We start from the raw sequence: 15857 nt of genomic DNA, 5'->3' as shown, positions 1-15857 counted from the left end.
GTCAGGGACGGCTGCGCGGAGCAAGCGGAACCGGGAACATAAAAAACAATCTGGCCCGGCAGTTGAATTGGGATGCATAAGCCCTACACCGCGCCATGAGAGCCAAGCAGCCCAGTGTTACAGTGACACGGCACTTGCGTAACGGGGCGATGACAATCCCTCGCAACTGCAGGAAAGCTGTGGAGAATTAAAGCCGGTCGATGACCGCCTGGTCCTCACCATTGGTGGAAGCGCGCTGTTCAGCTGCTTGGAGAATAGCAGGAACGATGTCCCGAGCCTCATTCACCACAATGGGACGGACACGGTGGTCGGAATGCACAAAACCTTCCTGTTTCATATGATCGATCAGTGTCAGGAGGGGATTCCAGAACCCGCCTATATTGGCAAAGACCATGGGCTTGTCGTGTCGGGCAAGCTGGGCCCAGGTCATGATCTCGACAATTTCTTCCAACGTCCCGATGCCGCCCGGCAGGGCGACAAACGCGTCTGAGCGCTCGAACATGGTGTGCTTGCGCTGGTGCATGTCGTCGGTGACGATCAGTTCATCCAACTCCGCCAGATCGACCTCGTTGGCTTCACGGCGGATGAGGAATTTGGGAATAATGCCGGTTACCTTTCCTCCGGCGTCCATGGTGCCTCGGGCAACGGCGCCCATGATGCCCTTGGTTCCCGCACCATAGACAAGTCGAAGGCGCGCCTTCGCCAAATCGCGTCCCAGCGCAAGCCCCGCCTGAAAATACCGTTCATGGCGCCCATTGCTTGAACCGCAATAAACGCAAATCGACTCAATTTTGCTCATGCAATCATTGCTCATCCGCGCCACCATCGCGGTCAAGAGGGCGATGGCTTTTTCTTGTCGCTAACGCGAAAAAGCGTTACAGCCTTTCACAAAGGGACTATCGTGGGTTTATGGGCTTGACACCTTTAAAGGGGCTTCTTTTTCTCTCCGGCGCTGTCGTGGCGGGTCTCGGGGCAGCGTATGTTATGGGCGCTTTCGAGACCCAGGTGCCGCAACAGGCAGGTTTGTCATCGGCGCCGTCTCCTGGGCCGGATGCATCTTCGAACTCCGCCAAGCAGGATGCCGCGGGCACAGGCGCCGGCACAAAGGAAGCGCGCCTGGAAAGTGCGGACGATGACAAGGCGGAAAACAGGGCGTCTGACACCCTGAAATCTGCACAGGAGATTGAACCGCCAACCTTCGACATTGTGCGAGTCGAACCGAACGGATCGATGGTTATCGCCGGCAAGGCAGCGCCCAACGCCCGGGTGGAGATCATTAATGGCGCGACGGTTCTCGGAACCACGACAAGCGGTCCTTCGGGTGATTTCGCAGCTGTGCTTGAAGAGCCCCTCTCGCCGGGCGACTACCAAATCGTTTTGCGGGCGACGACACCTGAAAATCTCGCCGCCACATCCGTCGAAACAGCAATCGTCACAGTGCCCGATAGCGAATCCGGGCAGGTGCTTGCCCTTGTCGATCAGCCAGGTGCGCCGAGCCGCCTGATCACGGTGCCTGAAGCCAAGACCCCCGAAGAGGGCAGGGCGCAGCTGGAAGTGGAAGAGGCGGCCGAAGCCACACCAGCAGGTCAGGAAAAAGCGCTCCCGGAAGAAACGCCACAGGGCGAACCGGCGCCAGCCAACGTCCAGGCCATGAACCCGCCGACGGAAGAGACTGCGCCGGCAGCAGAACAAACATCACCGCCAGCGGCGAGCCCTCAAACCCCCTTCATCGAAGCGGTCGAGATTGACGGACGCCAGGTTTTCGTTGCCGGTGCTGCTCAACCCGGCAGCACAATCCGTATTTACGTGAACCAGATTCTTCTGGGAGAAACGGTCACCACACCCAACGGACGCTTTCTGATCGAAGCCACCCGTGAACTCCCGACAGGTGACTATATCGTGCGTGCCGACATGCTGTCAGATGACGGCCGCACCGTCATTGCGCGCGCAGCCGTGCCCTTCACGCGGGCAGAGGGTGAGCAGGTGGCGGCGGTCGCTGCTGCGAATTCCGGTTCCCAGGTGCGCAACGATGTCTCCGATGAAAAGGACACTCCTTCTCCATCGACCGAGGCACCCAAGGCCGGTGAGGAACAGACGGCAGCGCCCGGCGCTGCTGCTTCCGGCCCCGACGAGACGACGGCACCAAAGCTTGCTCCGGCCGATGGTTCCGTGATTATCCGGCGCGGCGATACGCTCTGGCATATTTCCCGGCGGGTCTATGGTCGTGGCATTCGATACACCACGCTCTATCTCGCCAATCAGGATCAGATCGAAGACCCCGACCGCATCTGGCCGGGCCAGGTTTTCGCCGTTCCAGAGAGCACAGAGGAAGGGGAAGCCGCCGATATGGATGCCATCGAAGATCAGGCGGTCAAACCGGAAAGCTCAAACTAGCCGGCAACAAAATTCTCGCAGGTCTTGAAAGTCCTGGCCCTTTCATCGTATATCGCCGATAAACGATGAAAGGGCCAGGCCATGCGGCGAGCAATGCCGGATACGTGCTGCGCGCATCACACCATGACGAAGGGGTTGAATGCGTTGTCTCACCCCGCGCGGATAGAGATACTCAAGCATCTTTCCGGCTATCACGCGTGCTGCTGCAAGGATGTGGTAAAGCATCTTCATCTGGCCCAATCCACGGTATCCCAGCATCTGAAAGTGCTCGTGGATGCAGGTCTCGTGCATGTGCGTCCAGAGCGCCAGAGTTCGCGCTACGAGGTTGATACAGAAGCTCTCCAGAGCCTGACCGGATCCCTGGCTCGTCTCACGCAGACCTGTATCGATGCCAAGAAAAGCAGAGAATCAAACCACGAGGCCGAAGCGAATGAGCAGTAAAACCGTATCCGCTGAGGGCTCGACCTTCCAGACCCTGCGCAATCTCTGGCCCTATATGTGGCCATCTCATCGGGCGGATTTGAAACGGCGTGTCGTTATAGCCGCCTTTTTCCTGGTGCTTGCCAAGGTCATTCTGGTTTTTGTGCCCTATTTCTACAAATGGGCCACAAATGCACTTTCCGGGGAAGGTGAGGCACCCGGCTTTCTGCCCGCCATGCTGGCCGGACCCATCATGTTGGTCGTGGCCTACAATGTCGTGCGTGTCGTTCAACTTGGTTTCAACCAATTGCGCGATGCGCTCTTTGCAAGTGTGGGGCAGCATGCCGTACGCCAGCTTGCTCACCGCACCTTCGTTCACATGCATCAGTTGTCGCTTCGCTTTCATCTCGAGCGACGCACAGGCGGGCTGTCACGCATCATCGAGCGCGGCACCAAGGGTATCGACACGATCGTCCGGTTCACGATTCTGAACTCGATTCCCACGGTTCTCGAATTCGTTCTCGCTGCAGGCATTTTCGCATTCGCCTATGGCTGGGTCTACGTTGCGATCATTGCCGTTACGGTCTGGCTCTACACCTGGTTCACGATCCGGGCGAGTGACTGGCGCATCGGAATTCGTCGGCAGATGAACGACTCCGACACCGACGCCAACACCAAGGCCATCGATTCCCTGCTCAATTTTGAAACGGTGAAGTACTTCAACAATGAAGCCATGGAAGCCCGGCGTTTCGACCGGTCGATGGCGCGCTACGAGGACGCAGCCACCCGCACCTGGACATCTCTGGGCTGGCTCAATTTCGGCCAGGGCGTCATTCTGGGCCTTGGAATGACAGCCGCCATGGGACTGTCTGCCTACGAAGTGATGCGCGGCACGCAGACGGTGGGTGATTTCGTCTTCATCAACGCCATGCTGATGCAGCTTTCCATTCCGCTGAATTTCATTGGTTTTGTCTACCGTGAAATCCGCCAGGGTCTGACCGATATCGAGCAGATGTTCGATCTTCTCGATGTTCAGGCCGAGGTCACCGACAAGCCCGATGCAAAGACGCTTGCGGTTGAGAAGGGCGACGTACGCTTCGCGAATGTGCGCTTCTCCTATGATCCTGAACGGCCCATCCTCAAAGGCATAAGCTTCGAAATCCCGGCCGGGAGGACTGTCGCGGTTGTTGGCCCTTCGGGGGCTGGGAAATCCACCATCTCACGCCTTCTTTTCCGCTTCTACGATGCCCAGAGCGGCGAGATCACGATCGATGGACAGAATGTGAAGGACGTGACGCAAGAGAGCCTGCGTGCGGCTATCGGGATGGTTCCGCAGGATACGGTGCTCTTCAACGACACCATAGCCTACAATATTCGTTACGGCAGGCCTGACGCCACCGATGAAGAGGTGCGCAAGGCAGCCGAGTTGGCGCAGATCGGTTCCTTCATCGAGAGTTTGCCGGAGGGTTATGACACGATGGTCGGTGAGCGCGGGCTGAAGCTTTCTGGCGGTGAAAAGCAGCGTGTCGCCATTGCCCGCACGATCCTCAAGGCACCGCCCATCCTCTTGCTTGACGAAGCCACGTCAGCCTTGGATACGCATACGGAACAGGAAATACAGACGGCGCTTGACACGGTCAGCCGTGGCCGCACCACATTGGTGATTGCGCACCGGCTTTCGACGGTGATCAATGCAGATGAGATCATTGTGTTGAAAGGCGGAGAAATCGCCGAACGGGGTCGCCATGGCGACCTTCTCGCGGCAGGCGGTCTGTATGCCGAAATGTGGAACAGGCAGCGTGAAGCCACCGAAGCCGAGGAGCGTTTGCGCAAGGCGCGAGAGACGGATGAAATGGGCGTGGTGGTTCGCCGGCAACCGGCATATTGATGACATCGGCACTGCATTCTGAAACGCAGCGCAAACGCACACAGATGTTGGAAACGCGCCGTCAGGCCGGTTGATGCGTTGCGGGAGAACCCGGATTCCGTTACCAAGGCGGCACATTCATTCAGTTTGAAAGTGGCCGCCGATGAGCCTGATTGACACGATCCGCAACACGCTGGTGCCGATCCACCGCGAAGGGTATCCCTTTATTGCGGCTTTCGCCGGCGCAACCATTGTCCTCGGGCTGATCTGGGGACCGTTGTTCTGGATCGGTCTGATACTCACTGCCTGGTGCGTCTATTTCTACCGCGATCCTGAGCGGGTGACCCCCGTCGACGACAATTTGGTGATCGCACCGGCCGATGGGGTGGTGTCCTTCGTAGGCCCTGCAGTCCCGCCGCCCGAGCTCGGGATGGGCGAGGGGGAGATGACCCGCATCTCCGTTTTCATGAATGTCTTCTCTTGCCACATCAACCGCGCGCCGGTGCGGGGCCGCATTTCTCTGATCGAGCATCGACCGGGCCGGTTTCTCAACGCCGAACTCGACAAGGCGAGCAGCGAGAACGAACGCAATGGCCTTGTGATCGAAAGCCCGCACGGCCCGGTTCCTGTTGTGCAGATCGCCGGCCTCGTGGCGAGGCGTATTGTTTGCTGGGCGGAGGCGCCCGGCCAGATCACTGTAGGAGAGCGCTTCGGCCTTATCCGTTTCGGATCCCGCGTCGACGTTTACCTGCCACACGGTGCAGTCCCCCGTGTGGCGGTCGGACAGACCGCAGTGGGAGGAGAGACCGTTATCGCGGCTTTCGGAGCTGATCTGAAACAGCCCATCGTCAGGGTTTCCTGATGGCAGGCCCCTTTCCACCATTCGAGCCGCATGGCGGGGGCGGGCCGAAACTTAGTGAAATTCCGTTGCGCATGCTGGTGCCGAACGTCATAACCGTTCTGGCAATTTGCGCTGGGCTTTCCGGTATACGACTGGCCTTTGAGCACCGCGTCGAAACAGCAGTGGTCATGGTTCTGATCGCGGCTTTTCTGGACGCGGTGGACGGGCGTGTGGCGCGCATGCTCAAGGCCTCGTCGAAATTTGGCGCGCAAATGGATTCACTCGCCGATATCGTGAATTTCGGCGTCGCGCCGGCGCTTGTCCTTTACGCCTACGTTCTGGACAGGGCTGGCGCACTCGGCTGGATTGCAGCACTGCTGTTTGCTATTGCCTGTTGTCTGCGGCTTGCCCGGTTCAATGTGATGCTTGAGGATCCCGATCGGCCTGCTTGGCACACGGATTATTTTGTTGGAGTTCCCGCTCCAGCCGGGGCAGCGCTTGTGCTCCTGCCGGTTTACCTGGGCTTTTTGGGCATTGCGCCGGATACCACCATGGCCTTTGCCGCTTCAGCCTATACTGTTCTGATCGGCTTTTTGTTGGTCAGCCGCTTGCCAGTCTATTCGGGAAAGAGCTCCGGGAGCCGTGTCCCGCGCGAATATGTTCTTCCACTGATTCTGGGATTGGCGCTCTACGTACTTCTTCTCACCAGCTTCACCTGGATGACGCTTACAGTCTCAGCCCTCGGCTATCTGGTCTTCCTTGTCTTCAGCATGCGGGCCTATGCCCGCCGCGCGGAACTGGAAGACAAAAAGGCGGCAGAAGAAGCCGGCGAAGAGCAGATATAATCCTGTAGGATCAGGCCTCGCTCGTCGGAGCCGGTGCGCCGCGCACCTCGATCATCCGTCCAAACAGGGCTTCGGAAGCGCGCATTTCTTCCCGGCCGGAGCGTGCAATCAGGGCCTCGATTGTCATCGGGGGCAGGGTGCGCACGTGGCGCGCGGGCACGAGCCCGCGCCGTTCCATATAGACAGGAACCACATGTGCCTCTGCCTTGAGCGCAATGCGCGCGACGGCACGAAACAGGCGAAATGCCTTGGTGTCCGGTTCCGTCTCGTCCGGCATGTAGACGGCAAGCCGTCCATTGCCTTTGAGGCGGCGTACGAGCCTGCGGCTGACAAAGACATGATGCGCGTTGAAGGCGATTGTACGCGCGAGCGCACGCCAGGGTTCGAGGAAGGGTGACTTCGCCGATGCTTCGTCCAGAATATGCAGTGTGTCGTCCGGCAACAGCGCAAGCATCGTTGCCGGGTCGAGGCTGGACTGATGCCACACGGCATAGATGACCGGTGTGTCGGCCTTTCGCGCCGCATCGATCTCACGATCGCTTATGCGAAACAGAAGTTTCAAAGGCGCATGCAAGGCCGCCTGATGAAAGCTGACACCGCGCCGATACTGGACGATGCCTGCCATGACGGCCCACACCGCCAGGACAAGCAGCACGAATTCGATGATCAGTATCATGCCGCATCTCCCAATCGCCGGTCCTCTACCCTTGGGTGCAGCCCGGCATCATTCTCAATCTTCGGACAGTTGCGTCCAAGACGCACATCTTTCCGCAGCCCCTCGCGGCGCGGCCTCTTCGTCCGCTGCCGCGTGGAAAGGTAACGAAAGCGTTCCGCAGGTCAATCGTGAAGTCTGGTTTGAAACCGCGCCTGCATTCGCTTCATTCAGGCATCTGGTAGCGGGTGAAACGGTTTTTCCTCACATCGAAGATGAGTCCCGTTTCCGTCAATGCAGGGCTCGCAAGCGGCAGGATTTTAGCGGCCACTTCAGAGGGGTGCGGCAATGTCTCGGGGTCCTCGCCTGGCATGGCTTGAGCGCGCATGGCCGTTCGCGTTGCACCCGGGTTTACCGAATTGACCCGCAGCGGCATGTTCTTTGTTTCATCGGCCCAGGAGCGCGCCATTGCCTCCACGGCGGCCTTGGAGGCCGCATAGGGACCCCAGAATGCGCGCGCGGAATGTGCCGCTCCCGACGACATCACGATCGCGCGCCCCGCGTCTGAAGCACGCAGCAGCGGATCCACCGATCTGATCAAACGCCATGTGCCGGTCACGTTGATGTTCATGACTTTCTCGAAGACCTTGGCCTCGACATGGCCCAGCGGCGCGATCACACCGAGAATGCTGGCGTTGGCGACCAGGATATCCAGTTTGCCCCAACGCTCATGGATGGCGCCGCCAATACGGTCGATACCGGCCATGTCGGTTAGGTCAAGCGGAACAAGTGTGGCTTCGCCGCCTGCAGCCTTGATTTCATCGTCGAGTTCTTCAAGACCGCCAACGGTACGCGCCACGGCAATGACATGCGCGCCACAGGCTGCAAGTTCCTTTGCAAGAAAATAGCCAATGCCGCGGGATGCGCCGGTGACAAGAGCCAGCCGGCCTTTCAGGTCTGGTTTTTTGTCTGTCATTGACCGCCTGCTGCGAGAAGGGAAAGCGTGCGCACATTGTCTGTGCTCTCGTGATCGGTCAACCGCGTCGGGTAGTCCTTGGTGAAGCAGGCGTCGCAATATTGCGGCTGCTCTGAATTGCGAGCCGCCTCGCCAACGGCGCGGTAGAGCCCGTCAATCGTCAGGAAGGCGAGCGAATCGACACGAATGAACTCCGCCATTTCCTCGATCGACATGCGCGATGCCAGAAGTTTTGTGGCTTCCGGCGTATCCACCCCGTAGAAGCAGGGCGAACGCGTGGGCGGGGAGGCGATGCGCATGTGCACTTCGGCCGCGCCCGCATCGCGCACCATCTGCACGATCTTCTGGCTCGTGGTTCCGCGCACGATGGAATCATCCACCAGCACGACCCGCTTGCCTTCGATGCACCGGCGATTAGCGTTGTGCTTCAGCTTCACACCCATGTGACGGATGGAATCGGTCGGCTGAATGAAGGTGCGCCCCACATAGTGATTGCGGATGATGCCAAGTTCGAAGGGGAGGCCGGCTGCTTGCGCATAGCCAATGGCGGCAGGCGTGCCTGAGTCGGGAACCGGAACGACAATATCAGCTTCCACCGGCATCTCGCGCGCAAGCTCGGCACCGATTTCCTTGCGCACCTCGTAGACGTTGCGTCCTTCGACAAGAGAATCGGGGCGCGCGAAATAAACGTACTCGAAGATGCAGAAGCGCGGTTTCTCCTTTGACTCGAAGGGGAAGAAGCTTTCGATGCCCTTTTCGGTCACGACCACCATCTCGCCCGGCTTCAAATCCCGCACGAAACGTGCGCCGATAATGTCGAGCGCGCAGGTCTCCGAGGCCAGGATGTAAGCGCCGTCGAGATCGCCCAGAACCAGCGGGCGGATGCCCAGCGGGTCGCGGCAGCCGATCATCTTCTTTGAGGTTAGCGCAACAATCGAAAACGCGCCCTCAATTTGCCGCACCGCCTCGATGAACCGCGTGTTGGTGTCGCGCTCTTTGCTGGTGGCGACCAGGTGCAGAACGGTCTCGGTATCGGAGGTGGACGAGAAGATCGCCCCTTCCTTTTGCAGCTTTCGCTGAACAGTCATTGCGTTGGTGATGTTGCCATTGTGGGCGATCGCAAGACCACCATCCGACAATTCGGCAAAGAAGGGCTGAACGTTCCGCAGGCCCGAGCCGCCGGTGGTGGCGTAGCGCGTATGGCCGATGGCGCGGCTTCCGTTCAGGCGGTCAAGGACCGATTGTTTGGTAAACGTGTCGCCGATCAGGCCGATATGGCGCTCGACATGGAACTGAGAGCCATCAAAAGAAACGATGCCGGCTGCTTCCTGTCCGCGGTGCTGCAGGGCGTGCAGGCCAAGCGTTACGATCGCCGCCGCGTCACTGCGCCCGAATATACCAAAGACGCCGCATTCATCATGAAAATGGTCGTCCGCTTCGCCTGCGAGAGGCAAATTGTCTTCCAGTGCCATTTCTGGCCGCCCTTTCATTGTGACACAGACGGCCCGTGACCGTCAGTTTGCGGTTTCGCCCTCGCCGGATACCCCATCGGTGAGGCGGTCGAAAACCGAATTGTCCGGATCATCCGGAAGCATTCCTTGGATCCATTGGCCCACGCCGTCCAACAGCGGGCGGGACTTGGCTTCCGCTACCCAGCTGGGCGGGTTCGCACCCATCAGCCAGTTGAGAAACAGCAACGCAACAGCCACCACCAGAATACCGCGTGCGGCACCGTAGAGGAAGCCGAGCGTGCGGTCGAGCGCGCCGATGCGCGAATCGATGATGAAATCCGCGATCTTCATGGTGATGATCGTCACTACGATCAGTGCAATGAGGAACACGACCGCTGCAGCTACCGCCAGAGCCAACATATCGTTGCTGATATAGGGCGTGACGTAGGGAAGAACCAGAGAATGAAAATAATAGGCTGCCACGGCGGCTGCCGCCCATGATGCGATCGACAACACTTCGCGTGAAAAACCACGCACCATGGCCAACATGGCCGAAACGAGCGTGAAGCCGACAAGAATTCCGTCAAGCAACGTGATTGGCATTGTCACCCCTACTCCTTTGGCAGATAGGATGCCCCCGCAAGGTCATTGTCTTCGTCTTTCGGGCCACTGTGCCGCCAATCGATCTGTTCAAACCGCCCCGCCAGGCCGCCCCAGCTACTCCGCCTTGGAGCCCGCAATCCGAGCCACAAGTTCGGCCAGCGCTTCAGGGCGTGCGGACCGCGATGCTATCGCGCCCGATCCGTCTTCATTACCCGGCGGCATGACCGCTTGGGCAAAACCGAGCTTCTCGGCTTCCTTGAGACGGCTCGCTGCATGTGCAACGGGTCTGACAGCGCCCGAAAGGCTGATTTCGCCGAAATAGACGCAATCGGCGGGCAGGGCAAGCCCGGTGAGCGAGGATACCAGAGCCGCTGCAACGGCAAGATCCGCCGCAGGCTCTGAAATCCGGTAGCCGCCCGCCACATTCAGATACACATCATGGGTCGCGAAACGCACCCCGCAATGCGCCTCAAGAACAGCCAAGACCATGGAAAGTCTGGCAGAATCCCAGCCAACCACGGCGCGGCGCGGTGTGCCGAGCGGGGAGGGCGCGACAAGCGCCTGGATTTCCACAAGAACCGGCCTTGTCCCCTCCATACCGGCGAATACGGCAGCGCCCGGCGCAGCGGCGCTTCGCTCCCCCAGAAACAGCTCCGAGGGGTTGGACACTTCGCGCAGCCCCTTGTCGCCCATTTCGAACACGCCGATCTCGTCGGTTGGGCCAAAGCGGTTTTTGACCGTGCGCAGAATGCGATAGTGATGGCCGCCTTCGCCTTCGAAATAGAGAACGCCATCGACCATGTGTTCAACCACGCGTGGGCCTGCGATCTGGCCTTCCTTTGTTACGTGCCCTACCAGAACCACGGCTGCGCCTGTTGATTTTGCGTAGCGGATCATGGCCTGCGCCGACGCGCGCACCTGTGTCACCGTGCCGGGCGCAGAATCGGCCATATCGGTCCAAAGCGTCTGGATGGAATCCAGGATGACGAGATCGGGCCGCTTGCCGTCCTCGATCGTGGCCAGAATATCCTCGACATTGGTCTCTGCGGCCAGTTCCACCGGCTGTTGTGCCACGTCAAGACGCTGGGCTCGCAGGCGGATCTGGGCGACCGCCTCTTCGCCTGATACATAGACGATGCGGTGCCCACGCGCGGCAAGGGCAGCCGCCGCCTGCGTCAGAAGGGTGGACTTGCCAATGCCGGGGTCTCCTCCCACGAGGAGCGCGGAACCGCGAACAAATCCTCCACCCGTGACGCGGTCGAGCTCACCGATCCCCGTCGTGATTCGCGGCGCATCCTCGATCTCGCCGGAAAGCGTGGTCAGCGCCACCGCGCGTCCCTTGCGCGCTTTGCGCGAGGCCGCCTGTGGGCCGGAGCCAATTCCACTGGAGGTGCCTTCCTCGATGAGCGTGTTCCAGGCGCCGCAACCATCGCACTTGCCTGCCCAGCGCGCATGCACCGTACCGCAGTTCTGGCAGATGAACTGAACGCGTGCGCGGGCCATCAGACGGGACCTCCACCACCCAGATAGTGGCGCTCGAACCGATGCCCCAGAGACGTCAGGAGCTCATACGAGATCGTGCCGCATGCGGATGCAAGTTCGTCCACCGGAACATTGGGACCCATGAGCTCAATGAAATCGCCCACTTGCAACGCATCGGGCCCGAGATCCGTGACATCAAACAGTGTGATATCCATGGTGACGCGCCCGAGAACGGGCACGCGTCTCCCTCCTACGAAGCCGTGGGCGCCTTCCGGCAGAGCAGAACGCAAGGGCACGCCAGCTCCAGAGCCTGACCGATGATAGCCGTCCGCATAACCGGTGGCGGTCACCGCAATGCGTGTGTCGCGGCTGAGCGGCGTGGCGCCATAGCTGACTGTGCCTCCGGCCGGCACGTGACGCAATTGTGCGATACGGGCATGCACGCTTGCTACAGGCCGCATCGGGTTGGTGGTACCGCTCACAGGATTGCTGCCATAGAGAGCGACACCGGGCCGTGTCACATCGCAAAGAAACTCGCCGCCCAAAAATATTCCTGCGGAGTTTGCCAAACTTGATTCAGCACCTGGAAAAAGCGCGCAAAGTGCCTGAAATGATTCGAGTTGTTGCCGGTTCATCGGGTGATCGGGCGAGTCTGCGCAGGCCAGGTGACTGATGATCAGGCGTGGCGTCAGTGCGCCGGTCAGGGCGTTTTCCTGTGCCAGAACATTCGCTCGTTCTGCGGAAAGTCCGAGCCGGTTCATTCCTGTCTCGAGGTGCAGAGCGCAGGGGCGAGGTGTTTCCCCATCATCCCAGCCATGCGCCTCCCAGATTGCCAAATCCGATTGGGAGTTCAAAACCGGCAGAAGCCGTCCTTCACGATAGAAAGAGGCTGCTTCAGGACTGAACAGACCATTGAAGACATAAATGTCGGCTTCTGGAGCCGATGCACGAACGGCAAGTCCTTCTTCGGGGAGGGCGACGAAGAACTTTCGGCACCCTTCGGCGACCAGAGCTTCGACCACCGGACCCGTTCCGAGCCCATAGGCGTCCGCCTTTACAACGGCGCCAGCCTCTGCCGGTGTCGACTGTTCCGCCAGGAACCTGTAATTGGCCGCGAGCGCATCGAGGTCGACCGTAAGGCGCCCTCCGGCCACACGGGGGTCGGCGCCGCGCAGATGCGGATCGGAATGTGTCATATCGCCGTTACTCAAAACGCTCGGGCATGCGGTCCTCTTCGGCAAGGTCCGAGAAGCGGGTAAATTCGCCCTGGAAGGCAAGCTGCACAGTGCCTGTGGGGCCGTGACGCTGCTTGGCAATGATCACTTCGGCCTTCCCCCGCACTTCGTTCATCTCGGCTTCCCACTGAAGATACTCCTCGGTGCCGGGCTTCGGTTCCTTGTTCTTCAGATAGTACTCGTCACGATAAACAAAAAGCACGACGTCGGCGTCCTGCTCGATGGAGCCCGATTCGCGCAGGTCGGCAAGCTGCGGGCGCTTGTCGTCGCGCGCTTCCACCTGGCGCGAGAGCTGAGAGAGCGCGATGATCGGCACGGAAAGCTCTTTGGCGAGTGCCTTCAGGCCCGTCGTGATCTCGGTGATTTCCTGCACGCGGTTCTGAGCGGATTTTGCTGAAGAGCCCTGCATAAGCTGTACATAGTCGATGATGATGACATCGAGGCCCCGCTGACGCTTGAGTCGCCTTGCACGGGCCGCGAGCTGGGCGATCGAGATGCCACCTGTCTGATCGATGAACAGCGGGATCTTTTGCATGGTCTGGGCGCAGGCAACCAGCTTCTCGAAGTCGCTTTCCGTGATCTCACCGCGTCGGATCTTGGAGGAGGGGATTTCGGTCTGCTCGGAAATGATACGGGTAGCCAGCTGCTCGGACGACATTTCCAGAGAGAAGAAACCGACGACCCCGCCATTCGCAGCGGCAAAGGAGCCATCTGCCTGCTGGGCAGGCTCATAGGCTGCGGCGATGTTGAAAGCGATGTTGGTCACAAGCGAGGTCTTGCCCATGGCCGGACGGCCGGCGAGGATGATAAGATCCGAAGGCTGGAGCCCGCCCATACGCGCGTCGAGGTCGCGCAGGCCCGTGGAAATGCCCGAGAGATGCCCATCGCGCATGAAAGCGGCATTTGCCATGTCCACGGCGATCTTTGTGGCATCGCCAAAGCTCTCGAAGCCACCATCATAGCGGCCGGTTTCCGCCAGTTCGAAAAGACGCCGCTCCGCATCCTCGATCTGCTTGTTCGGCGCCATATCCACCGGCGCATCATAGGCGATGTTCACCATGTCCTCGCCGACTGTGATCAGCGCGCGGCGGATGGCCAGGTCGTAGATCGCCCGACCGTAGTCGGCGGCATTGATGATGGTCACAGCTTCCGCAGCCAGGCGTGCCAGATATTGAGCAACGGTCAATTCACCGACTTTTTCCTCGGCAGGCAAAAACGTCTTGATCGTTACGGGGTTGGCGGTCTTGCCCATACGGATGAGCTCGCCGGCAACCTCGAAGATCTTGCGGTGCAAGGGCTCATAAAAGTGGACAGGCTTTAGGAAGTCGGACACGCGGTAAAGCGCGTCATTGTTCACCAAAATCGCGCCAAGCAGCGCCTGCTCGGCTTCGATGTTGTTTGGTGCTTCTCGATAAAGCTGGGTTTCCGCTGTCTCAAGTTTGCGGATTGCCGCCTCTGCCATTTGTTCTTAGTCCGGTATGATTGCGCCACATGTGCCCGGGCAAACAAAACACGAAGACCCGGAACCCCCAAAGAACTCTCGTACCCCCTCTTAGGGAAAGGTGAAAGCTCGGAGATGAAATGTGACCGCGATTCACAGTCTCAAGTGTCTCAGTTGTGGGCAACTGTCAGCATAGGCTTGACGGTGATCGCATTGCCGCCGAGCCCGAATCGGCCATCTTGCTGCAAGTCTATTCCGCTGCCTGGGTGAATTTCCCCGCTCGCTTTGCTGCAGCATCAGCGAGCTGCTTCTCGGTTTCTCCGATATACGTGCGGGTCAATGGCAAGGTCTCGCGCTTTTTGGTGAGCTGAATCTGAAACACAACCATTTCCTGCCACCGGAACGAGGCTTCGGAACCCGCCAGGTAGAATTCCCACATGCGAGCGAAGCGCTCATCGTAAATTTCAACCGCCTTCGCGCGGTTCTTCTGGAAGCGCGCCTGCCAGTGCTTCAGCGTCTCAGCATAGTGGAGGCGCAAAATCTCGACATCGGTGACAATCAGCCCGGACCTTTCGATTGCCGGCATGATCTCCGAGAGCGCCGGAATGTAACCTCCGGGAAAAATGTACTTGCGAATAAATGCGTTGGTGGCGGCCGGCGGCGCAGAACGCCCAATCGTGTGCAGCAACATTACGCCGTCGTCTGCCAGAAGGCGTGCGCTCTGATCGAAGAAGGTTCGGTAGTGGTTGATGCCCACATGCTCGAACATGCCCACGGAGACAATACGGTCGAATGGTCCCTTTAAAGAGCGATAATCGGCAATTTCGAAGCGCGCCTTGTCGGAAAGCTTTTGTTCGCGGGCACGGTCGTTGGCCACGCGGTGCTGTTCTTCCGACAGCGTTACGCCCAACACATTGGCATCGAACTGCCGTGCGATATCAAGGCCCAACCCGCCCCAGCCACAGCCGATGTCCAAAACCTTCTGTCCTGGCTCAAGGGCCAGCTTCGCCATGATATGTCGTTTCTTGGCCCTTTGCGCTTCCTCGAGTGAGACCTCGGGCGTTTCGAAATAGGCGCAGGAATACTGCATGTCCTCGTCAAGGAAGAGGCGGTAGAGCTCTTCGGACAAGTCGTAATGCCGATGCACATTGCGCTTGGCCCGCGCTGCGGTGTTCCATTGCTGAAGCCGGCGGAAAGGGTGCCGCAATGCTTCTCCCAGTTTCAGCAAGAAAAGCTCAGAGCCGGTTTCATCCATGTTGGAATAGACCAACTCAAGAAAGGAGAGAATATCACCTTCAATCAGGTCGATTTCGCCGTCCATATAGCGTTCGGGAACGGCCAGCATCGGATCTATGGCAATGGCGCGCTCAGCGGCCTTGGTGCGAATCGCGATGTGGACCGGATCGCCGCTCCCATCACCAAAGACCTGCACATTCCCCGTCGCATCGGTGATCGACAGCTTTCCTTTGCGGACGAGGCGAGAAACGAACTTTTCCAGCAACCAGTTCATCGCATAACCCCCAAAAGTCTCGGGAGGCTGCGAGTATGAAACAATTATGTGAGCGTTGAAAAGGGGCCAGACAGTGTCAGGCCCTTGGTCAGTCGATTGCTCTTGCCGCTTCTTGCCATTGCTTGGCTAAAGAAACGCGG

General features: G+C 59.3%; 14 protein-coding genes. 5 read left to right on the top strand and 9 right to left on the bottom strand.

Going from position 1 to position 15857, the window contains the following annotated elements; genetic code table 11:
- Positions 1–187: 187 nt before the first annotated feature.
- Positions 188–814, bottom strand: coding sequence for a TIGR00730 family Rossman fold protein (locus tag H7H48_RS03335; RefSeq protein WP_370633301.1), 627 nt, complete (start codon positions 812–814; stop codon positions 188–190).
- A gap of 95 nt (positions 815–909) precedes the next feature.
- On the opposite strand from H7H48_RS03335, the gene H7H48_RS03330 reads away from it, so the two are divergent.
- The 5 genes from H7H48_RS03330 (at position 910) to pssA (ending at position 6367) form a co-directional block, all read left to right on the top strand.
- Positions 910–2394, top strand: coding sequence for a LysM peptidoglycan-binding domain-containing protein (locus H7H48_RS03330; protein ID WP_229447374.1), 1485 nt, complete (start codon positions 910–912; stop codon positions 2392–2394).
- A 123-nt stretch (positions 2395–2517) separates the two neighbouring features.
- The gene (locus tag H7H48_RS03325) at positions 2518–2835 is read left to right on the top strand and encodes a helix-turn-helix transcriptional regulator (RefSeq protein ID WP_229447373.1); all 318 of its coding nucleotides are present in this window, start codon (positions 2518–2520) and stop codon (positions 2833–2835) included.
- Complete coding sequence (locus H7H48_RS03320) at positions 2825–4702, top strand: ABC transporter ATP-binding protein/permease (protein ID WP_229447372.1); 1878 nt, start codon at positions 2825–2827, stop codon at positions 4700–4702. The genes H7H48_RS03325 and H7H48_RS03320 overlap by 11 nt, the downstream gene beginning before the upstream one ends.
- 142 nt (positions 4703–4844) lie before the next feature.
- A complete protein-coding gene (locus H7H48_RS03315) occupies positions 4845–5543 on the top strand; it encodes a phosphatidylserine decarboxylase (RefSeq protein ID WP_229447371.1) in 699 nt (232 codons plus the stop codon).
- Positions 5543–6367, top strand: a complete 825-nt coding sequence (gene pssA / locus H7H48_RS03310) for a CDP-diacylglycerol--serine O-phosphatidyltransferase (protein ID WP_229447370.1) — start codon at positions 5543–5545, stop codon at positions 6365–6367. The genes H7H48_RS03315 and pssA overlap by 1 nt, the downstream gene beginning before the upstream one ends.
- 10 nt (positions 6368–6377) lie before the next feature.
- Here pssA and H7H48_RS03305 read toward each other — a convergent pair whose 3' ends face one another.
- From H7H48_RS03305 to H7H48_RS03270, 8 genes are all read right to left on the bottom strand, one after another.
- Positions 6378–7043, bottom strand: coding sequence for a 1-acyl-sn-glycerol-3-phosphate acyltransferase (locus H7H48_RS03305; RefSeq protein ID WP_229447369.1), 666 nt, complete (start codon positions 7041–7043; stop codon positions 6378–6380).
- Between the two features lie 202 nt (positions 7044–7245).
- A complete protein-coding gene (locus H7H48_RS03300) occupies positions 7246–7995 on the bottom strand; it encodes an SDR family NAD(P)-dependent oxidoreductase (protein WP_229447368.1) in 750 nt (249 codons plus the stop codon).
- Positions 7992–9467 (bottom strand): amidophosphoribosyltransferase, encoded by a 1476-nt coding sequence (purF, locus tag H7H48_RS03295; protein ID WP_229447367.1) that lies wholly within the window; start codon positions 9465–9467, stop codon positions 7992–7994. Before purF ends, H7H48_RS03300 begins: the two co-directional genes overlap by 4 nt.
- A 42-nt stretch (positions 9468–9509) precedes the next feature.
- Complete coding sequence (locus H7H48_RS03290; RefSeq protein WP_229447366.1) at positions 9510–10049, bottom strand: CvpA family protein; 540 nt, start codon at positions 10047–10049, stop codon at positions 9510–9512.
- Positions 10050–10163: 114 nt separating this feature from the next.
- Positions 10164–11552, bottom strand: a complete 1389-nt coding sequence (gene radA / locus H7H48_RS03285; RefSeq protein WP_229447365.1) for a DNA repair protein RadA — start codon at positions 11550–11552, stop codon at positions 10164–10166.
- A complete protein-coding gene (gene alr / locus H7H48_RS03280) occupies positions 11552–12727 on the bottom strand; it encodes an alanine racemase (protein ID WP_229447364.1) in 1176 nt (391 codons plus the stop codon). The genes radA and alr overlap by 1 nt, the downstream gene beginning before the upstream one ends.
- Positions 12728–12734: 7 nt before the next feature.
- On the bottom strand, positions 12735–14228 hold the full coding sequence (locus H7H48_RS03275) for a replicative DNA helicase (RefSeq protein ID WP_229447363.1): 1494 nt from the start codon (positions 14226–14228) through the stop codon (positions 12735–12737).
- 229 nt (positions 14229–14457) lie between these two features.
- Positions 14458–15717 (bottom strand): cyclopropane-fatty-acyl-phospholipid synthase family protein, encoded by a 1260-nt coding sequence (locus H7H48_RS03270; protein ID WP_229447362.1) that lies wholly within the window; start codon positions 15715–15717, stop codon positions 14458–14460.
- Between the last annotated feature and the right edge of the window lie 140 nt (positions 15718–15857).

It is taken from the genome of Nitratireductor sp. B36 (assembly GCF_020833685.1).
Lineage (GTDB): Bacteria > Pseudomonadota > Alphaproteobacteria > Rhizobiales > Rhizobiaceae > Nitratireductor.
The sequence above is the reverse complement of the archived record's forward strand: the minus strand, read 5'-3'. Positions and strand labels throughout refer to the sequence as shown.